Source organism: Agarivorans sp. QJM3NY_25 (genome assembly GCF_050870875.2).
Classification (GTDB): Bacteria; Pseudomonadota; Gammaproteobacteria; order Enterobacterales; family Celerinatantimonadaceae; genus Agarivorans.
The window spans coordinates 442,453-463,917 of record NZ_CP194041.2 but is presented as its reverse complement, the minus strand read 5'-3'; the positions used below and the strand labels follow the sequence as shown (position 1 = coordinate 463,917).

Annotated in this window: 17 protein-coding genes; 3 read left to right on the top strand and 14 right to left on the bottom strand. The window is 47.0% G+C overall.

The genetic code is table 11. The features are described from left to right. Window positions 1-8: 8 nt before the first annotated feature. From ACRRSW_RS02045 to ACRRSW_RS02005, 9 genes are all read right to left on the bottom strand, one after another. A complete protein-coding gene (locus ACRRSW_RS02045; RefSeq protein ID WP_432460742.1) occupies window positions 9-404 on the bottom strand; it encodes a hypothetical protein in 396 nt (131 codons plus the stop codon). Between the two features lie 316 nt (window positions 405-720). After that, window positions 721-2,235, bottom strand: coding sequence for a YifB family Mg chelatase-like AAA ATPase (locus ACRRSW_RS02040; RefSeq protein ID WP_432460741.1), 1,515 nt, complete (start codon window positions 2,233-2,235; stop codon window positions 721-723). 351 nt (window positions 2,236-2,586) lie between these two features. Continuing rightward, window positions 2,587-3,168 (bottom strand): DUF1566 domain-containing protein, encoded by a 582-nt coding sequence (locus tag ACRRSW_RS02035; protein WP_432454852.1) that lies wholly within the window; start codon window positions 3,166-3,168, stop codon window positions 2,587-2,589. Further along, complete coding sequence (locus ACRRSW_RS02030) at window positions 3,168-4,613, bottom strand: Lcl domain-containing protein (protein WP_432454853.1); 1,446 nt, start codon at window positions 4,611-4,613, stop codon at window positions 3,168-3,170. Before ACRRSW_RS02030 ends, ACRRSW_RS02035 begins: the two co-directional genes overlap by 1 nt. A 4-nt stretch (window positions 4,614-4,617) precedes the next feature. Next, window positions 4,618-6,912 carry a proprotein convertase P-domain-containing protein gene (locus ACRRSW_RS02025; protein WP_432460740.1) on the bottom strand — a complete coding sequence of 765 codons (2,295 nt, stop codon included), beginning with the start codon at window positions 6,910-6,912 and terminating at the stop codon, window positions 4,618-4,620. A 9-nt stretch (window positions 6,913-6,921) separates the two neighbouring features. Then, the gene (locus tag ACRRSW_RS02020) at window positions 6,922-9,057 is read right to left on the bottom strand and encodes a TonB-dependent hemoglobin/transferrin/lactoferrin family receptor (protein WP_432454855.1); all 2,136 of its coding nucleotides are present in this window, start codon (window positions 9,055-9,057) and stop codon (window positions 6,922-6,924) included. Next, the gene (locus ACRRSW_RS02015; RefSeq protein WP_432454856.1) at window positions 9,058-11,061 is read right to left on the bottom strand and encodes a prolyl oligopeptidase family serine peptidase; all 2,004 of its coding nucleotides are present in this window, start codon (window positions 11,059-11,061) and stop codon (window positions 9,058-9,060) included. Between the two features lie 382 nt (window positions 11,062-11,443). Further along, the gene (locus ACRRSW_RS02010; protein ID WP_432460739.1) at window positions 11,444-11,860 is read right to left on the bottom strand and encodes a CBS domain-containing protein; all 417 of its coding nucleotides are present in this window, start codon (window positions 11,858-11,860) and stop codon (window positions 11,444-11,446) included. Between the two features lie 280 nt (window positions 11,861-12,140). After that, entirely contained in the window at window positions 12,141-13,508 is a 1,368-nt protein-coding gene (locus tag ACRRSW_RS02005; RefSeq protein ID WP_432454858.1) for an aspartate aminotransferase family protein, read from the bottom strand. A gap of 212 nt (window positions 13,509-13,720) precedes the next feature. Between ACRRSW_RS02005 and ACRRSW_RS02000 the strand changes: the two genes are divergently transcribed. Continuing rightward, window positions 13,721-14,455 (top strand): sulfite exporter TauE/SafE family protein, encoded by a 735-nt coding sequence (locus ACRRSW_RS02000; protein ID WP_432454859.1) that lies wholly within the window; start codon window positions 13,721-13,723, stop codon window positions 14,453-14,455. A 79-nt stretch (window positions 14,456-14,534) separates the two neighbouring features. On the opposite strand, the gene yghU is transcribed toward ACRRSW_RS02000, so the two are convergent. Further along, entirely contained in the window at window positions 14,535-15,389 is an 855-nt protein-coding gene (yghU, locus tag ACRRSW_RS01995) for a glutathione-dependent disulfide-bond oxidoreductase (RefSeq protein WP_432454860.1), read from the bottom strand. A gap of 286 nt (window positions 15,390-15,675) precedes the next feature. Between yghU and ACRRSW_RS01990 the strand changes: the two genes are divergently transcribed. Continuing rightward, window positions 15,676-15,963: a hypothetical protein gene (locus tag ACRRSW_RS01990; protein WP_432460738.1), complete on the top strand. Its 288-nt coding sequence runs from the start codon at window positions 15,676-15,678 to the stop codon at window positions 15,961-15,963. A 307-nt stretch (window positions 15,964-16,270) separates the two neighbouring features. Here the strand turns inward: ACRRSW_RS01990 and ACRRSW_RS01985 are convergent, their stop codons facing one another. From ACRRSW_RS01985 to tauA, 4 genes are all read right to left on the bottom strand, one after another. Then, on the bottom strand, window positions 16,271-16,537 hold the full coding sequence (locus tag ACRRSW_RS01985; RefSeq protein WP_432454862.1) for a SemiSWEET transporter: 267 nt from the start codon (window positions 16,535-16,537) through the stop codon (window positions 16,271-16,273). Window positions 16,538-16,918: 381 nt separating this feature from the next. Next, entirely contained in the window at window positions 16,919-17,872 is a 954-nt protein-coding gene (locus tag ACRRSW_RS01980; RefSeq protein WP_432454863.1) for an ABC transporter permease subunit, read from the bottom strand. Between the two features lie 10 nt (window positions 17,873-17,882). Further along, window positions 17,883-18,722 (bottom strand): taurine ABC transporter ATP-binding protein, encoded by an 840-nt coding sequence (locus tag ACRRSW_RS01975; protein WP_432460737.1) that lies wholly within the window; start codon window positions 18,720-18,722, stop codon window positions 17,883-17,885. 32 nt (window positions 18,723-18,754) lie between these two features. Further along, window positions 18,755-19,762, bottom strand: a complete 1,008-nt coding sequence (gene tauA, locus ACRRSW_RS01970) for a taurine ABC transporter substrate-binding protein (RefSeq protein ID WP_432460736.1) — start codon at window positions 19,760-19,762, stop codon at window positions 18,755-18,757. Between the two features lie 205 nt (window positions 19,763-19,967). Here tauA and ACRRSW_RS01965 point away from each other — a divergent pair, with 205 nt between their 5' ends. Then, the gene (locus ACRRSW_RS01965; protein ID WP_432460735.1) at window positions 19,968-21,458 is read left to right on the top strand and encodes a PLP-dependent aminotransferase family protein; all 1,491 of its coding nucleotides are present in this window, start codon (window positions 19,968-19,970) and stop codon (window positions 21,456-21,458) included. Window positions 21,459-21,465: the final 7 nt, after the last annotated feature.

Sequence of the window (21,465 nt, the reverse complement as noted above, 5' to 3'; positions counted from 1 at the left end):
AAAGAAAGCTACTTGGAAAAAATAATTCTGCGCAGCGCCGAATAATCGAAGCTGGTATAACCACCGTAGCTATTTCTGGCGACAAATAATCCCTTGGCTTGCTCAGGAGCTGGCAGCTTAAAGCTCAGGCCGCTATGCGTAATGGCAACATATTGATTTGACACATAGTAGTAGCGATTGGCAGCTTGAATAAAAGCCAGTTCACTCAACGATAAGTAGATGGGTTTACCGTCAACATCAAGTGCCAGCATGCGCTGCTTGAGGCTGCCGTCGGAGCTTTGAACTTGTAAATCACTCATTTCCATCCACTGAGAGTCATTGCCGGTTTGCAACCACACCCGAAGGCCTTCTGCATTAGCACTGCCAAATAATAGAGAAATGCCTATCAGCATCCATTTCATCATCTACTCATCTTCCTCATTGAAAGCGCCATCAATACTAGAGGTCATACTGAACCGCAGAAATTCTTAATTAGCAGCATTTTGATATTCGCTTATTGACCCGCACCGATGAACAAGTAAGCTCAAGCAATCGTCACATAAAAACAATCACAGCTACGATTACACATGCAGCTAATTTCCTTGAACATCAACAAATTGAACGCGAATTACAATACAATTGCCAGCCAAATCATTGCTATTTTATCTCGACCAACAGTAAATCATCGGTCCGTCAGTAAAAATGAGAGCTAGGCCGCACTTGGCTCAAAGCAAAATCCGCTTAGTTAGACAAACGATGCAGCAAACGATCCATGGCCCGATAACTCAAGGCCTCTACTAAATCTTGACGCTGAATATCAGCTTGCTGTTTCAGATCAGCAATGGTTCTGGCTAAACGCCATACTCGATGGAAGGCCCGTGCCGACAAGCCTAGTTGGCTAATGCTCTGTTCCAAAAACTCGCTATTGGCTGGATTTAACTCAGCATCACGATGCAGCTCTTTACCGCTTAGTTGGCTGTTGAGTTTACCCGCTCGACACATTTGCAGCTGCCTTGCCCTACTCACCCGCTGTTTGATCTGCTCACTGGACTCGCCTGTTGCATGTTTGGAAAGGGTGCCCTGCGGTAGTGCCGTGACTTCCACACTCAAATCAAAACGATCTAAAAATGGCCCCGACAACTTACCAAGGTATTTCAAGATCTGATCGGGGTTACTGCGCAACTGCTGTCCCTGATAATAACCACAGGGCGAGGGATTCATCGCTGCGATCAATTGAAACTGAGCAGGAAAACGCACCTGCAAAGCAGCACGCGAAATGTGCACTTCACCGGACTCCAGCGGCTGGCGCAGGGCATCGAGGGTGGCCCGAGAAAACTCCGGTAGTTCATCTAAAAATAAAACGCCTTGGTGCGCCAAGGTGATCTCACCGGGCCGAGGATTGGAACCGCCACCCACCAAGGCGACCATCGAGGCACTATGATGAGGGCTGCGAAACGGCGGAACATACCATTGCCCCAATTCGCGCTGCTGAGAGCTTACCGAAGCAATCGCCGCCACTTCAATCGCCTGCTGCTCAGTTAAGCGAGGCAAAATACCCGGCAAGCGACTGGCTAACATGGTTTTTCCGGTCCCTGGGGGACCCAGCATCAACAAATTGTGTGCTCCCGCGGCGGCCAATTCGAGTGCGCGCTTGGCCAGATGCTGGCCCTGTACCTCGCTCATGTCTAATAAATTATTGACTTGACTCGGTTCTTCAGGACTGGCCACTTGCAGCACAAAGGCCTGTTGGCCATTCAGCGTGGCACTCAAGGCTTGCAAACTGGCACTGGCATGTACCTTGGAATCCGGCACTCGCGCTGCCGCTTGCGCGTCTTGTTCTCCGGTCACCAACGTGAACCCTTGCTCACTCATCGATAGCGCGGTGGCAATCGCTCCGCTCACAGGGCGGATCGCCCCCGATAACGCCAACTCACCACAAAAGGCCATTTCGTCGAGGCAAGCTAAAGGAACTTCGGCCGCGGCGGCTAAAATACCAATGGCAATCGGCAAGTCGAAACGACCGCCACTTTTCGGCACATCGGCTGGCGCTAAGTTAACGGTAATTCTCTTAGCAGGAAATGAAAAGCCGCTATTTAATATCGCACTACGCACTCGATCTTTAGCTTCTTTGACCGAAGTTTCCGGTAAACCAACAATATTAAACGCCGGTAAGCCGTTGGCTAAATGCACTTCTACCGTGACATCTAGAGCCTCCATCCCCAATAAGGCACAAGTACGTACAATCGCTAATCCCATGAACACCCCGACACTATTAACTAGTTACATAGTAGACGTATTTATCGGTGACTGTCCTTGAAGCATCTCATAATTAAAAAACGAAGGGGAGCTTGGTACGTTGTCGGCCTGATAAGACTATCCTGAGGCATCTCATAATTAAAAAAACGAAGGGGATCTTGGTACGTTGTCGGCCTGATAAAAGTGCGCCCTCAAAACAGGCATAGCCACTTTGAATGATTAAGCCTCGAAAGATATTGTCACAAGGCGTAGAAGGAGCGATACGCCGCGGATAAAAGCCGCTACCATATGCTTTCCCACATAAAAAATCCCCAGCAAAAGCCGAGGATTGATTCATCGCACTTGATCAAATCAGTTATCGCTCACCAACAATACACTGCCTTGAATCACAGTCGGGCCGAATGAAATAATCTCGGCATTACGGACATCAAATGTGAAAATTTCACTCGAAAGCTGAACATGAGTGTTACTCCAAACATAGGCTCTAATATCACCAGCACCATAGCTTTCCTGATTGGTTGAATAAGGAAAAGCGTTGGCGAAGGCTTTTCCATTTAAAGCAGGGTTCCGGCATGAACGTTCAGCCAAAGTAACCAATTCTTTAATATTGGGCATGCGCCAATTCGCTTTATCAGCGAAATGATACAGGGCATGATTTGGGCTGTTATTAATCGCCTGTACATCATTCAAGGCAGCCTGCCAAAACATTGCTTGCCCTTCTCCCTCACAGCGCTGTTCGGTGCTGCTCCAGGTTTTCCCCAGCGGGCAGCGCATCCAAGTTAAACCGGTACTTCGATCACTCACAGTTCCATTCGCATTAAATTGATAGCGGACATTGGGCGCTGTTTTCGACATCGTTGAAGAACATTCTTGAGCCGCCATTCCAAGCATAGGCACCAACAGCAGTAATACACCAAGTTGCAAGCATCTCATTAGTTTGACTCCACTTTTGATACTAATCGAATAGGTAATTGATAAGACGTCCAAAGATCGGGTTCGGTCTGATCACTGTAAATAGCAACTGGATAGGTCGTTCCTCGATAAATACCGCGAGTCATTGCGGCTAAAATATAGCGACTGCCCGGAATTTTGATATCTTCATACTCGGTAAAGAATTCATCAGAAGTCCAAACTTCCCCCGCAGCGAGGTCACTGGCAATACTTTGTCGCGGAAAGTAAGCACGCGTCAGCCCATAAACATCACCCAATTCATCCTGCTCTGATTCGCCAAAATCAATTAAGTCATAAAATTCAGCAAATTTGGGTAAACGCCAATGCTCTAAGCCACAAACCTTCTGCTCATTTAAATACTCAACATAATCTTCAGTTGAGCAAATACCATCCTCACAGCTAATGGCCGCTAAATCTTCACTGTAAGGTTCAAAGGTACCTCTCACTTGGTAAACAAATAGTCGATCCTTAAATTGAGGTGAGGATGGCTCATCCGTTTTGTTCTCCCATATCAAGCCGCTGCGTTCGTCTCTCACACAAGACCAATGTACTGCAGTCGATGGTAAAGCCGCACCATTCTCATCTAACTTAGTAAAATGAAATCCGTCATTGAGACTATCATGACCAAAATCAGCATCTTGACCGGGATAATCAACTGGAGCATTTGTGGTATCACCACCATCGCTGAAATAGGTCTGCAGCCCGGTATCATTAAGATCTTGCTGACGGGTGCCGTAACTCAACTCTGCAAGTAATTGAGATACCGCATTATCTGACGGAGCACCCGCCAATAGCAGGGCTTGATAATCCGACAAATTGGAACTCAATACCCCAAGCTGCGTGTCAGGTTGCGACTTATCCATGGCAGAAATCACCAGCAATAAGTTTTGCTCTAATTGTGCATACTCGCTATCACTTCCTTCATTAAGCAACTCATCCGTTGCTGAGAGTCCCATCGCATGAAGCTGTTGCTTGACATGCTCGATCGCATCAGACAAGACTGCTCCGCTCGCTACCTTTGCAGCAACGAGAGTGGTGATTGCATTAATCTGATTACCACTCGCTTTTCTTTGTCCAGGCGCGACCAGCAGTGCATTTGCCCCACCACTTTGTGCATTGACCTTGAGCGAATGTGATGTTGCTGTCACCCCTGTATCCAGTTCAACAACCAAAGGCGCGTCTAGAATGGCCTTATTAGTACTGCTAATGGAAAAGCTACCATTACTGCTGATTGCGCTGGGTTCATTCGCGGCACAAAGAAAATCGCCATTCAGATCGGCACAGACCTTTTCGTCCCCCTGCGCAGCCAGCGCAGTGATCGTTCCTGAGACCTGATAAGTGGGAGCACTGATATCGGAGCCTCCGTCCGAGCCACCACATCCGCTTATGAGCAGAACAGCAGCAGCTATAGATAATTTTGTTTGCATAGACTTAAGTTCTTTTATTTGATTTAGATTGAAAAAAATGACGACGCCACAGCAAAACCAATCCAATCACTAGAGAACTCCATGAAACGGCCCCCCCAGCACTTGAAGTATTCGTCGCGTTATCGCCAGCCCCTGTTGAATCGGTCTCGGTGGTACAGTTATATTGTTTGACACGTCCAACGGCCCACTCAAGCAAGTACCCTGTATTTTCTGGCACATAGTCCGTTAACTCTAAGCGCCAAGTGCCAGCCATGCGCTCTGCAGAAAAAGCCTGAATAATCGGATCGTGTTTCGCAACCCAATAAAAAGTTCGCGATGGTGATGAGTAACGAGTCGGCTGCATAAGAATTTGACGTTTCCCCGAAGGTGCAACCAGTGTAATTTCTAAGTCAGAGAACTGACTGTGTTGCAACTTAAGGTAAATACCCAGCTCATCAGCCGCCAAGGCGTCGTCATCGGTAATGATGAAATTGAAACTCTTAAAACCGTAATTCAAGGCACCCGAGTCAGAAAGCGTTGCATCAGGAATCAATGATTGTTGCAGCCTCGTTGGCTGATTGAGTTCGGGGAGCCCAAAAACCAGAGCAGATGAGTGAGACCAATCAAGTGATTTTAGCGTCGTGTCATACTGATAAGATAATTGAGTGTTAAGTTTGAATGACTCGCCACAAGTAGCGGAGTCAGTAAGACTTAGCTCGGTTGAAAGTTGGGTAAATTTATCTGATTGAAGCCGCTGAGAAACCCCAGTAGACGTTTCAATTCTACCCGCGACACTTGCTTCTCTTCCCTGACTAAAAAGACGTATCGCCAAAGGAGCAGTAGGCGTGACGTAGCGACTATCCATTTCTATGCGAAATGGCTCTTTGACTAAACCATGCGCTACAAAGTTATCTTGTAGCAGCGTGTGGTAAACACGTTCTGGATAAAGTTGCTTGGCCACATACAACATGCTTTCCACAAGATCATGCATCTTCATGCCACGGCCCATGCCATACATGGATTCCAGAACTAAACGGTCGACTTCTTCAAAGGCCACCTCACCATAAAGTTCCACCCCTTGTTTTAAGGTTTGAAACAAAGGGCTTGACCAAAGTTCATCCCCCAATTCGCCAGCTACACTTTCGTGAGCACGGTACTCGCTTTGCTCAAAATAACGCGCGCGTTGATTCCACAAACTACGGGTTGAAATTTTATTTCCAAAGTAGCCATCCCAGTTAAACAGTGTATCTATTTCAAAATCACTTCCTTGCTGGTAAAGCTTGCGATAACTATTAGAACCCGCCCAATAGTCCGCAAAGCCTTCCGCCATCGCACCACTGTGCCCATAACCCCAATCTGGAACAATGTGATAATGGATTGCATGACCCAATTCATGCACCACAACATCAGCATCGAGTGCATCTGGTGAGCCACCCCCCAGTCCAAACATCACCGCTTTGGGCCCCATAAAATAACTAGAGTTGTTATCGCCTAAGCCTCTGGCATCAAAACGAATGGGCCCAGAGAAAAGGTGATAACCCAAGGATTCGAGATACTGTATGGATTGATCAAGTTGATAAAAAGCCATCAACTGGGTGAATTGAGGGCTAGCAAACTGCAGCGTCTGTATATCAGCGAGTTGTGAAAATTGGCTGATCTCTTCTTTTGCGAAAAACGAAGCGCTATCGCTTTGAGACCACTCTAAAGTTTGTGGATCCTGCGCTTCTAAGTACTCGGCATCAACCTCTGAGACTCGACTATTAGACAAGTAATATTTGCCACCACTATTTAATAGCTCAACTTGTCGAGTGACCAAATGTGGTGCCAGAGGGTAATCAGAGGCCTGCTGCCAAACCTGCTCTGGGGCAGGCAAGCGATCCATGGTTCGTAGATCCGGATCGACAACCTCAATATTAGCCTCAACAATAACGCCAGAATCCAGAGCCGGTGGCGCATCGGCTTTCAAACGCCGAGCGTGCTCCAGTTCGCCCGCCACTGAGGCAACGCCATCACGCAAAATCGTATCATCTAAACTTTTAAAAACTCTCTGGACTAAGCCTGAATGATCACTATGCACCACGATAGTTCGCTGGGGTTTATATTCCCCATCCAGCGTGATGTTAAAATTATACTGATGGCCCAAGCGACTTTCGCTCTGATAACGGAGGCTAAGCTTACCAATCGTTGGATAATGGGACTCTACATAACGTTTCGCTTCTTGCTGATCAAGCACCACGTTATTGCTTGCTGGATAATCCCACTGGCCGCCCAAAACACCAAGAGGCGTTCCAAATAACACCAGAAATATTAACCGTTTCATGCTCTCTCCTTAAAATACATAGCGCGCATTGACGGTAAAATAGCGCCCAGGCTGAGTGGAATATTTGGTCTGCGAAACGCCTACACCAGCAACATCCTGATAACGGGTATATTCTCGATCGAGTAAATTAATCACATTTAGATTCAGCGAAAGATCTTGACTCAATGCGATCCCAAGCCCGAGATCCAAAGAATACCAAGCCGTTGTTTCTGCACACTGGCTTACGAGGCCGAACGCATTGGAACAGCTCGGAGTCCGATCCATCGCGTCAGCCCAGTTAATCCGGCTGTAAGCGTCAAATATGCCCTGCTCAAAACTCAGCGATAAATTTCCTTCCAGGGGGGTAATGGCACGAACATATTCACCCTCGTCGTTTTTCCCGTTGACCCATCCAACTGCGCCTGACAAGCTCCAAGCTTGATTCAAGGCATATAAAGTAGAGAGCTCGGCACCATATGTATTCACGCCACTGAGGTTTTCATAGCGTTTCTCAAACAATCCGCTAGACGCATTAAAGCCTGCGTCGACAACACTGATGAAATTTTCGAATTGGTTATAGAACACTGCCGCGTACACGCGTAATACGCCATTGTCGAACTTACTTCCAAGTTCAAAGCTATCGCTGGTTTCCGCTTTCAACTCAAAGTTAGGCAATACAACAAAAGGTGTAATCGGCACGAACTCATGACTGATATAGCCGTAGGTTTTGTCGTATTCTGGCGCCCGATAACCGTGCTTATAACTGATATAACTATTTAACTCAGGGGTAAATTGATAGGCGAGCGAAAAACTCGGCGACAGCTCACTACTGCGATTATCTCGAAGGCCATCAAATTGGATCGCTGAACTATCGTCAGCCGTCAACTGATGCGCATCAAAACGCAGTCCAATCATGCTGGTCCATGCATTCAAGGAGATAGAGTCTTGTAGGTACATACCAAGAGAATAACTACGAGCAGGAGCAAAAGGAGTCGATGCAGTGGAAGTCGAACCATTCCAATCAGAACGGGCATCATGAGTAGGACGATCATGATACGCCGTTTCTGCGACGGCACCGTAGACAAGCACATGGCTGAGACTACCGCTGTACAGTTCTTTATTCAGATCAATGGACCATCCCAACAATTGGTCGTTAAACTCACGTTGATCCAACTCACGACGTAGTTCTCTAATCCCGTTATTGTTGCGGTCCATCAGGCGATTTGTATCTTCATCAAATTCGCTGACCCGATAATATAGCTTGGTCTCTAGGTCATCCATCCACGCCTTGGAGGCTTGGTACTCAGCACCTAGCCATGCGAGATAAGTGGTCGTAGTATCTTGCTCGGTATAATCAACAATGTCCCAAGCCCCATCGGCCTGCACCGATGCAGTGCCCTCGCGGGTATTCATTTGCTCACGGTAAATCTCAGCTTTCGCTTTCAACAACAACTGGTCGCTTACATCATGATGCACGCTATATTCAAAACTAACGCCTTCAAGATCTCGCTGATATAAGTCTTGTTGATAGTTTCGTGTTTCTTCACCGGTCCAATAAGCGCCCGAAATCAGACTACTGGTATCACCGACCCGAAAAGCCAAATTAGAAGCCACTCGATATTTATGACTAATCCCGCTATAAGTTGTTGCTATATCAGTATAAAAGTCCTCATCTCCTAAATAGTCTTCCGGACTGTAAGATTTAAGAATAACCACCCCTCCGATTGCACCGGAACCATAGCTGGTTGAGCTCGCCCCTTTTACCACTTGAATTTGTTTTAGCGTGGCGACATCGAAAGAATTTCGTCCAGCGCTGTCATTTAAGTCATCTGCCCCAAATCCATCTGATGTAGCAATACCATCTTTCACAATCGCAACTCGATTCCCCACCATGCCTCGGATAGCAATGTTCTGGGGCCGACCAGCGCCTCCCGTGACGCTAATCCCCGGCTCCTGATTTAGCACATCATATAATTCTGTCGCCCCCGCCTTACGCATATCATCATTGTTAATCACCGCCACGCTGCCAGCCGTTTTTGAAAGATCTTCTTCGTACTTGTTGGCAACCACAACGATGGTTTCTAAGGGGGCGATGTCAGATTCGGCGTGCACAAAGCCAGCAACAATTGCGCTTAACACAATCATGCTTAGTCGAGACGGTTTCATTTACAACTCCGTTTGCTCAGATGGTAGTAAGTAGTGGATCAAAAATGCGTAGTCCATGGCCTGCTGGGCCAACGCCTGGCGCCGGTCCATAGCATGTCCGCTTTGAAAGTCGGTTAATAATAAATAGGGGCCGCGGCCTTGGCTGCGCGCAGCTAACAAAGAAAGGTATTTAGCCCCCTCCCAATACGGTACTCGGCTGTCATGCCAGCCCACTCGCACCATCGTGGCAGGATAATCCAACGCCCCAACGTTATTCACCGGATCATAATCAGCCATAACCGCCAGTTCATTAGCCTGCCTGGGATTACCCCATTCATGATATTGCTGTGCCGTCAAAGGCTGTGAAGCGTCAGACATACTCGCCACCACATCCACAAAAGGCACATTGAGGCTTACCGCTGAAAAGTACTCAGGATGTTGATTAACTGCCGCCGCGATCAGCGTTCCGCCGGCACTGGATCCCATTGCTGCTATTTTCCGTTGTCCTTGTTTAAAACTCTGCAAAGTCTTAGCCGCCGCAACAAAGTCGGCGATACCAGCAGGTTTATTGACCCCTTTACCTGCGGAATGCCATGCCTCTCCGTAATAGCCACCGCCCCGTACGTGAGCAATCGCGTAAATAAAGCCTTTATCCAATAACGAGATGATTTGCGACATAAAATACGGCCGCATCGTAAAACCATAAGCACCATAGCCATATAACAAAACCGGTGATTGCCGATGTAGCATGCTGCTTTTGTAAGCCAGCGTAACTGGGACGCGCACCGAGCCCGACTGAATACTAATTTGCTCCGTTCGGTAGGCTGATTGCTGAAACCCCGGATAGGCATCTTCACTAATCAACGAACGTTGAGCATTACCAATATGAAGACGCTCCCACTTCGCGGGCTGAATCATTGACATACTTCGAATATGGACAATATTGCTGTTAAAATCACCGATGCGACTAATCCAACCAACGGCCCCCTCCGGAGCCATCGCTAAGTGCAGAGGCTCCGCTTTGTCATAGCCAATAATGACTAACTGATCCCGCCCCTGCTCGTGTTCGTGGATCAGGATGCCTGCGGCAAAGAGATAGAAATGCTTCAGTTCTGCTGACGATTTGGGGATATATACGACTTGCCATTGTGATGCACCTAAGGCACTTTGGTATAAACCAAAATTGCCGGTATGGTTGCTGTTAATATAGAGCTTGCCATGCACCACATTAGCGTAATACTCAATACCATTTTGGCGTGGCCGAATAGGCTCTAACAGCGCTCCTGTAACGAGGTTGAGTAGTCGCTGCTCCGACATCACCTCATTATTTAGCTGGATGACCGCATATTCCGGATCACTTGCCACATAGGCTGACAAGATCCACTGAGGATCGGACTCCATCAACTTTAGTTGAGACCGTCCAGTATCAAGAAAGTGCTCGTAGAGAGCCACTCCAGCAGGCTCTGTACTCAGGTGTTCAATCGTATATAAGCGACGACTATCGCGTCCCCATAACAAAGCGGTTTCACTCTTGGTTGCCACTTGCAGAGCCGTCGATTGAGCTAGATTAATCACAACGATACGGTAGTTTTCATCGCCCACGACGTCTTCAGCCAAGGCAAGGTGTTTTCCATCGGGGCTGAGTGACCAATTGGCTAAGCGATAATAATCATGTTTTGCAGCCCGCTGTTCGATATTCAATAATATGCTTTGAGACTGGCTGTTTCGCTTACGCCGAGCAATCACCCGCTCACCATTCAACCAAATTTGATTGAGTTCGTCATCACCTCGAATTAACCAAGGACTTTCAGCTTTAGCTGATGCAGCATTCTGCCACTGCGCGATCAAGGATTGCTGCAAAGGTTTTAAGGGGTTTAGCGTTAGTTGAGCGGAGCGATTTTGTTGTTCAAGGTAGGCTCTAACCGAAGCTTCATTATGAGGTTCAGCTTTTAACCAGGAAAAATCATCAGCAGCATAACTAGAGTGCTCCACTACGACACCGAGCAAAAGCAAAAATACAGACATCCATTTCATACAACAAAATCACGGCAAACCATAAATAGTGGCCGTATTCTGCACCCAAATACAAATGAGATCAATTATCATTTGTATTTGAGTGCAATTTATTGAACTTGTTTATTCACTGAAACTAAAATTTTCAGTGAACTCAAACCTCCGTGTATCCAAATTTTATTTCGGAAAAAGTTCACAAAAATCACTGTTCAAACCGTAAAATTCAATCCTCTAAATACCACATAAAGGTGATTATTCAGTTCGCTGTTATATGATTTTTATACCTATTTATCATGCAGATAGATAACAATCATCGCCATTCAATCATTCGTTTAGACAATTCAAATCAGCGCTAAAAACGAGTTTACCAATGTCCACATAACATTCACGTCTACTATTTCCGATCAACAAAACATTGCTGTTGGTGATGCTGCAGCGCCACTAACACTGCTTTGCGATCGATTAAACCAATTAACTTGCCAGCTTCCACCACCGGATAATTTTTGGGTTTGTTCTCCAGCATTTGCTTGGCCAGATCTAAAACACTTTCAGCAGGGCTCACGCTCAACACATCTCGATTCATGATGTCTTCGACCAACGCACTCTGCTCACAGTAGTAGCCTGCTTGCAGCATTTGCGCCACACAATCCTGCTCGGAAACCCAACCCAATAAATGATTTTGTTCATCTACCACTGGGGCACCGATTTGTTGTGACACAATCAGTTTTTCACTCACGTCACTAATGTTTTGTTTCAGCTTTAAACTCAAGAATTGAGTTTTCATATAATTTTTAATAGTTAGGTTTTGCATAAGACCTCCTTGTTTGGCCATTTAAATGACCGATTAGTTCTAACTATAGTTGGCAGGGAGGAGGCTGTGAAATGGCTAATACCTATTAGATTGATAGGTGCGAGGCAATTAAACGTTTGTCGTTCAAGGATATGAGAGCCGCGATCGAAACAAGTTTTTCGCGTAAAGAGCAGTCACACTGCGATAAACAAAGCAAACTAGCACCCTGCTGATAAAACAGCAGCGTGCTTTGGCTCCATCAAGTCACAGGTTTCTGGCCAAAAATGTTCTTGCGACCCAATTATCGGGCAATTTCAGCGAACACTTGATCGAGAGTCGACACGATGAAGTCTGCTTCTTGTTGGCTCAAAGTGAGCACCGGACACAAACACAGGGTATTATTAAAACTTGTGAAGCTACGGTTGGTGCGACCAATGATCAGACCTTTTGCCATGCACATCGCCGCAATTTTTACCGCCACGCTCTCGTCGACCGGAGTTTTCGAATCGCGATCACTGACCAGTTCAATACCCAGTAATAAACCCTTACCCCGCACATCGCCAATGATCCCATGTTTGCTCTGCAAGTGCTTGAGTTGAGCCAGCAAATAGTCGCCCATCACCTTACTGTTATGCACCAATTCTTCTTGCTCAAGAATGCGCATATTTTCTAATGCCGCGGCAGGGCCTGCGGTACAACCGGCAAAGGTACTAATATCGCGAAAATAAGCATCACGATCGCTGCTGTCGGCAATAAACTCATTGAAAACTTGTTCGGTAGTCACGGTGCAGGAAATTGCGGCATAACTCGAGGCAACCCCCTTCGCCAGAGTAACGATGTCAGGTTTGATGCCATAATGCTGATAACCAAACCACTCGCCAGTACGACCTAAACCGCAAACCACTTCATCAATGTGCAGTAATACATCATATTTTTTACAAATTTCCATGATGCTTGGCCAATAACCTTCAGGCGGAGTAATCACCCCACCACCAGCAGTAATCGGCTCTAAAATCACCGCGCCCACGGTATCCGGTCCCTCCCGCAGTATAACTTTTTCAAGCTCTTTGGCGGCCAACACCCCGTAGTCTTTCACCTCGCCAAACTGACTCCGATATTCACAGCAATGCGGAAATTCGACAAAACCAGGTACAAAGGGGCCATATTGCATGCGCCGCTCTTCCTGACCGGTGGCACTTAAGGTTGCAATGGTTGACCCATGGTAATCGCGTTCACGATAAAGGATCTTATGCTTCTTACCGCCATATTTTCGATGGGCTATCTGGCGCACGATCTTAAAGGCTTTTTCGTTAGCCTCAGAACCTGAACTGGCGTAATAAACGCGGCTCATACCGGGCATTTTAGCTAACAGTTTTTCGGCAAATTCAGCTGCTGGGATCGTGCCTGCGGTGCTGGCAAAAAAATTAAGTTGGGTGAGCTGTTGACTAATCGCCTCAGCGATGGAACTACGTCCATAACCTACGTTCACGCACCATACGCCCCCCGCAGAAGCATCTAAGTAGCTATTCCCTTTGGCGTCCCATACGCGCGAACCTTGCCCCTTCACCATGACCATTGGATCTTGAGTTGCTAACACGCTGTGCTGGCTAAGGTGATGCCAAACATGTTGACGATCTTGCTCGATGGCCGCGGCATTAACTAATGACATATCGCTACTCCCTGAGACGAATGACTGACATAAAACATGAACAGACCTTAACTCGGCAACACAGCAATGCTTAGGACCAGCAATTCGAATCCATGGAGCCAGACAAAAAGAACAAATTATTGGGAGCACACTGGCCTAACACTTAGTTTCATTGGCCCTATAGTAAGAACTTCAAAGCAGGCAAACTCAAGCTTTTGCTCTAGGGAGTGAGCATGGACAGTATTGGCTTAATGGTACCGGTGGTCATGCTGGCAGCCTTCGTTCGAGGCTTCACTGGGTTTGGTTTTGCTGCGATCGCCATCATTGGTATGAATCTGTTTTTTACCCCTCAGCAGAGTGTACCTGTGATTTTGTCGCTGGATTTATTGTGCAGTTTGAGCCTGTGGTCTCAGGCGCGACGACAGGCGGATTATTCGAGTTTAAAAAAACTAATGTTCGGCTCTTTACTGGGGATCCCGCTGGGCTTAGGTCTACTGATTTTACTGCCAGCAGAATTGCTCAAACTGTCAATTTGTGTATTCATTTTGCTATTTTCGTTATTCCTTGCCTGCAACATTCGCTTCCCCCACATGGATAAACCCTTAACTGCAGTCCTATTTGGTTTTCTATCCGGTGCAGGCACCGCCAGCGCTTCGGTCGGGGGACCAATGGTGGTGTGTTATATGCTGTCGAGTCCACTCAAACCACAAACACAACGCGCCACCATGATTTTGTTTTTTATCGTGAGCGAGCTGTTATCGGTGCTGGGCTTAATCGTGAGCGGAGTGTTTAATTGGCAGGTACTTAGCCACATAGGCATATTGCTATTACCGACCATGCTGGCCGTAAAGATCGGCCAAACGGCGTTTAATCGTTGGCCGCCACGCAGCTTTAAACATATCGCCCTACCGGTGATGGTGCTAGTCGCCTTACTCGGCATGGGTGCTTCAGTAGAGAAGATATATTAAGGCCGGAACGCGCCGTCGCTTAAGTGTCGCGAAACAAACGGCAACGGCTGCCCCCTCAATAGGGAGCAGCAACGTCTATTTAGCGCTTGCTTAAGGCTTGATCGATGTCTGCCGCACTATGGCGCTCGGCAAGGAATTCACCAGCTTCACCAGACGAACGATTCACAATACGTCCACGTTGAACGGCTTCACGAGCGGCGATGGTTTGCGCCCAAGCAACAACATGGGGATAAGAGCCTACATCTAAAAATTCAGCAGCATCATAAAGTTTGCCCAGTGCCAAGTTGCCGTACCAAGTCCAAATCGCGATATCTGCGATAGTGTATTCTTCACCCGCTATAAATTTATTGTGAGCCAAACGCTTATCCAGCACATCTAACTGACGTTTCGCTTCCATCGAGAAGCGATTGATCGGGTATTCAAACTTCTCTGGCGCATATGCATAAAAGTGTCCAAATCCACCACCTAGATACGGTGCGCTACCTTGCAGCCAGAATAACCAGTTTAAAACTTCCGCTTTAGCCGCTGGCTGTTTGGGCAGCAAGCAGCCAAATTTTTCGGCTAAATAAAGTAAGATGGCGCCCGATTCAAATACTGAAATGGGGGTCTCACCGGAGCGATCCACCAAGGCCGGGATCTTCGAATTAGGATTCACCTCGACAAAACCTGATGAGAACTGATCGCCCTCACCAATGTTAATCAAGTAAGCGTCATACTCAGCTTCCGTCACGCCCAGCGCCAATAGTTCTTCGAGCATAATGGTCACTTTTTGCCCATTTGGCGTTCCCATCGAATACAACTGCAAGGGATGCTCCCCTACCGGTAGGTCCTGTTGATGCCGGGCTCCCGAATCCGGTCGATTCACACTCGCCCACTTACCACCATTTTCATTGTCCATCGTCCAAACTGTTGGAGGGGTATACTGCTCTGCCATCGTGCTTCCTTCTAGTTTATTGTCTAGGATCATTATCGCCAGTTAAAACCTTCTCACTTCATTTTTCCAGCCGTTTTTGATTGGTTTAGTAATTAATTGAAATATATAACTTAAAATGGCGGTTAATCCGCCCTCAAAAATCTAAGCCTTCGCCTCTATATTTCGCTTAGTGCGCGGACAAAGCAAAGCTTGTGTGGCCTGTCTCAAGCATTCAACTTAGATATTTAGAATATATTCACTAAAGGTCTACAATCATTGTAAGTTATGTTTTCTATCAGAAGCGCCTATGAAAAACCTATTCTTCAGTCTGCTAATCAGCTTGCTAATGGCCTGCAGCAGCACAACCATTAAATCACCAAGCCTCGCCAAAGCAGAGCCCAAATGCCTCGGTAGTGTAGCGCTACCCGCAGATATGCAAGACCAATTCGAAGTGATTGATGATCAGCAACTGTTAAATCAAGCTTTAGGCAAGCCAAACCAAGGGAAACTGTGTCAGGGACAAGTTTATCGAAGTAAGCTTGCCACTCAAGTCACCGTTTATCGAGCATGGAACAGCACCAACCCCAATAGTTAATTTGGCCAATGGTGGGCGTTTCAGCAACCCTCTGGGGAAATCGCAAAATACCGCGCCGACTATGAGATCTGTTACCAATGGTCCCCGCTCGACAAATTGGTTCGCTGCACTTTAAAGCCGCAGACAAAAGTGGTGGTCGGTAACGGCCAAAGTGCCGAATGCTCGGCCTATTTAAGCTACCCAGTTTCCTCTGAGCAACAAATATATATCGACGATGCCGAGAACTCGTTGCTGGAATGCAATACACTTAATGGTGAATTTAACTGGAAATAATCGACAACCAAGCTCTTCCTGCAATACTTGCGATTTATTTGCCGAAAGAATCTTTCACTTTCAACAACAAAATTGCCGATGCGAGGGTGAAAGTGATGATATTAGCAATAATAATCGGTAAATCTTCGAGTAAAATGCCATAAACCAACCATAAGAAAACGCCTAATACGAACAGCGCATACATACCGAGCGATATCGAACTGGTATCTCTGGTCTTCCAAGTATGGATCACCTGTGGAATGAAAGCACAGGTAGTACAAAATGCAGCGAAATAGCCTAGAATTGTCGAGTCGATAGACATGACGATTTTTAACCTCTTCAATTTATTTTCAAGCTGCCCAGTATGCACCTTTTCTTTGAAAAACAAAGTACTAACTCACAAATGTGTCGTTAATATGAAACTGTAAAATTAACTTGAGTTCAGAATAAACACCGCAGCACAAACCGGATATAACTTTATTACGATGCAACGCCCAACGCCCATGGTCAAACTTCAAATACCCACTCAAGAACATTTAATCAAGCAACCGCCTTTCGCTCACAGCTCAATCGATATATCACGCCTAAAAAGCCTCTGGTTGGGGCTGATAATATTTGCCCTTATATTGGTCCCATATATAAAAAAGCCCGGCGAACCGGGCAAACAACATGTCAAAGCTAAATCTTTACGCTACATCAGTATTTAGTTATAACCCTTCCATGGGATCAATTTGCTTTCGAGGAAGCGCATCATCAGATCAAAACAATAGGCAATGATCCCAATCACCACGATGCCAGCAATCACCACGTCGGTCACTAAAAACTCAGATGCGTTCAGCACCATAAAGCCGATACCTCGCTCGGCGGCAACCATTTCTGCAGCCACCAGCGTCGTCCATCCAAAACCAATCGCGATCCGCATACCGGTCATAATATCTGGCAGAGCGCCTTTGGCGATCACTTGCGTCACCACCTGCCAGCGACTTGCCCCCATTGAATAAGCCACTTGAATTTGTTCGATTCGCACCGAACTCACCCCTGAACGAGCACTCAGAACGATTGGTGCCAACATCGCCAGAAAGATCAGCGTGACTTTACTCGCTTCATCAATCCCCAACCAAATGATCACCAGTGGTAAGTAAGCTAAAGGAGGCAGCGGTCGATAAAACTCAATCAAGGGATCAAACATGCCACGAATCACTCGACTACAGCCAATGGCCACCCCAAGTGGGATCCCAATCAAACTGGCTAACAAAAACGCGCCGAAGATCCGACTTAAGCTCGCCCCTAAATGCTCTGCCAGCGTAGCCCCTGCAAAGCCGTCAATTAACACATCCCATAAGCGCGCTAATACGTCGAAAGGGGAAGGTAAAAACATCGGTTTGATCATGCCTGCTTCGGTGACCAAGGCCCACAAGCTAAGACAGAATAAAGTAGAACACAGCGCGATGAGCTTACTGTCTCCAGCACCAGGGGTGCCAAAGTACTCACCACTCGGGACCGCTTTGCTGGCTCCGATTTGCTGTGTGGTATGTAGTACTTTTTGGGCCAGCGGGGTAAGCTGCTTCTGGTGAGCAGGCACCGCAATATAGTCCGCCGACGGGCGTTCCGACTCAGCTTGGTTCAGATGGCTGGCGTCAATGGTATTTGTGGTCATAATCTGCTCCTTAGGCAACGGCTGCTTCATCGCCATGAATAATCGCTAGTACCTGTTCTCGCATGGCAATAAAGGCGGCGCTCGATTTCACCTTGCGGGCATCCCGACAAGCTAAAAATTGTTGATTGAAATCGATTTTAAACTCATGGGTAATTCGCCCGGGACGAGGCGACATCACAATTAAACGCGTCGCCAACAGCAAGGCCTCATCTACGCTATGGGTAATAAAAAACATCATTTTGTTGGTTTCGCGCCATACGTCTAACAACAGTTCTTGCAAAGACTCTCGCGTTAAGGCGTCCAAGGCACCTAAGGGCTCATCGAGTAACAGCATTTCTGGGTTATTGGTCAGCGCTCGGGCGATCCCCACCCGTTGCTGCATCCCGCCGGAAAGCTGATAAACCTTGTGCTGATGAAAATCTTCCAGGCCCACCAATTTTAAATAGCTGGCAGCGCGCTCGCGGCGCTGTTGTTTGTCTACACCTTGCAGTTTTAAGCCAAACTCGGTGTTTTCAATCACATTCAACCACGGCAACAGTGCGTGTTTTTGAAAAACCACACCGCGGTCAGCCCCAGGCCCGACAATTTCATCCCCAATATCCAAACCACAGGCCACCCTGGGATAGCCCTCTATCACACTGTCTCCCAGCGTTAAGTAGCCCTTTGTCGGCGAAATAAAACCAGCGATCAAATTGAGTAAGGTGGTTTTGCCGCACCCCGATGCACCCAGCGCAACCACAAAATCACCTTGCTCAATGTTTAAGTTCACCTCAGATAAGGCGGTAACCGGATCACCGCCTTGGGCTGCAGGATAGACTACCGATACATCGTGAATTTCCAGCGTATTCATTTTAAGTCTCCTGTATCACTCACCTGTTCGGCTTACATTTTTGCGGCAGCAGCGGCAAATGAGGGATTCACAAACTTGCTATAGTCTGGCATGAGGTCATTAATTTTCTTTTGCTCTTTCAAAAACTCAGAAGTTGATTTGAGCGACTTACTGGCACCACCCTCGGCACCACAACCTAACCAACTGCAAGAAAGCTGGGTTTTCATGTCTGGAAACTCGTATAGGTCTAATACTTCGGCCACCGTGTTCACATCGCCACCACTGATTTTAGCGATCGATTGTGCGATTGGGTTGGAGGCATCAAAGCTGGTTTTATGCTCTCGATAATCGGCATCTAAATCTGCAACAACCTTAATCATTTTGCTGACAAAATCAGGGTTTTCCGCGGCGAACTCTTTATTTGCCACGAGGCCGTCGAAGGTCGGTTTTCCCCAAGCGCTTAAAGTTGCAGAAGTAATCAACACCTTACCGCTTTGTTTAATTTTTCCCAGAGCTGGATCCCAAATAAAGGCACCATCAATATCACCTCGCTGCCAAGCTGCGGCAATCGAGTTGGGTTGCATATTAATCAGCCGAACATCTTTTTCGCTTAAGCCAAATTGCTCTAGAGCAAACAAGGCATGGAAGTGAGTCGTAGATACAAATGGCACTGCAATCCGTTTACCTTTTAGATCTGAAGGTGCATTAATTCCCGATCCATCGCGAACCACTAAGGCTTCCGCATCTGCGATATTTTCTAAAATCCAAATCAGTTCTATATCAACGCCTCGGCTCACGGCACTGGCGATGGGGCTGGAGCCCGCGGATGCAATATCCAAAGCACCCGAAGCCATTGCCGTCATTGCTTTCGCGCCCGAGTCAAAGCGACGCCATTTGATGGTATAGCCAGTCTCTTTTTCCACCAATTTTTCGTTAATCGCGTGTTTCCATGGATTAAACATCCCCTGATAACCAATGGTGACGTCTTTAGCGCTTGCCGTCGATGCCAGCATCAAAGTGGCCAAAGCCGCTATCGCCGTTTTTATCTTTAGCTGTTTCATTGTTAACTCCTTGTTGAACCTGACACGATGCGTGTTGTTTTAAGTTACTGCCTGTAAAAAACCAGCTATAGGGCCAATTTTTTTCAATTGCAGGTCCAAGAAATCACAAACGATAATCCGTCAATTTGGCCAATAAATTGCAGACAATCACCTGTAAAGCGCAGAGAACGATAATATCTCTAGCGAGTTTCATAGGATGTATGGCATGAATGACTTGATGATGAACATTGAACTTCGCCCAGGTAGAAGTTTACAACAGCAAATCAGAGAGCGATTAGTCGAGCTAATTCAACATGACTACTTTGGCGCCAAGGCGCTTCCTTCAAGCCGTAAGCTCGCTCAGCTACTCAAGGTATCGCGCAACACCGTAGTCTTGGTGTACGAGAGCATGGTGGATGAAGGTTACTTAATCGCACATGAGCGGAGCGGCTTTTATGTCAACCCCGAATTAGCGCAACAACCCGCTCTCAAATTGGTGCAATCTCGCCCAGCATTGGACCAGACTCAGGTAAATTGGCAACAAAGGCTACGCAGCACCCCTGCATCTTTTAGCACCTTAAATAAAGATAAAAATTGGCTACGCTACCCCTATCCCTTCATTTATGGACAAATAGAACCAAGCCACTTTCCAATCTATCAATGGCGTGAATGTTCGCGGATCGCGCAAAACCGTAATTGCGTACAAGACTGGGTCGAAGATTACATCGACGTCGACGATAAAGAATTAGTCACCCAAATACGCCAACAGATTTTATCCAAGCGTGGCATTACCGCCAGCAACGAAGAAGTTCTGATCACCCTTGGCACTCAAAACTCACTGTACCTGCTCGCCTCATTATTAGTCACAGAGGACGTTAAGGTAGGGGTCGAGAACCCAGGGTATGCCGATCAACGACATATTTTTAATCAGTGTGGTTCGCGCCCCATCCCATTAACTCTCGATGAACAAGGCCTGCAATTAGGTCCACAACTAAGTCAGTGTGACTATGTCTGTATTACGCCCAGCCATCAATACCCAACAACAGTCACCATGCCCATTGAACGACGCAAGGCGCTTTTAGCACAGGCCAATGCGGACGATTTTGTACTAATTGAAGATGATTATGAGAGTGAAGTAAACTTTAAGGCACAACCTCTACCAGCGCTCAAAAGTATCGACCAACATGGTCGTGTCATCTACATCGGTAGCCTATCTAAATCACTCTCTCCGGGCTTACGGCTTGGCTACCTTGTTGCCAATAAACAACTGGTCGCAGAATTGCGTGCACTGCGCCGGCTGATGTACCGCCACCCGCCCGCCAATAACCAGCGCACCGCCGCGCTATTTATTGGTCAAGGTTATTACGATAGTCATGTGCGCCGGATGCGCCATGTTTATGAACAGAAATGGCAATTTATGTATCAGGGCTTACAACAGCACCTGGGTCAATGCGAACTGCACGCCACCCCAGGAAGTTTCTGCTTTTGGTTGGCATTACCAAGCAATGTCGCAAGTACAGAACTGGTCATCGAAGCAGCAAAACAGGGGATTTTAGTGGAATCTGGCGATAGCCTATTTGCCGAAGAGCATGCGCCCAAAAATTATATTCGTTTAGGATTTTCAGCAATTGAAAACAGCAAAATTGAAACTGGCCTGGCGCAACTCGGCAATGTGCTCAAGCAATTACAGCACAGCAAGCTCGCCAAGCACGCCTAGCCAAGCA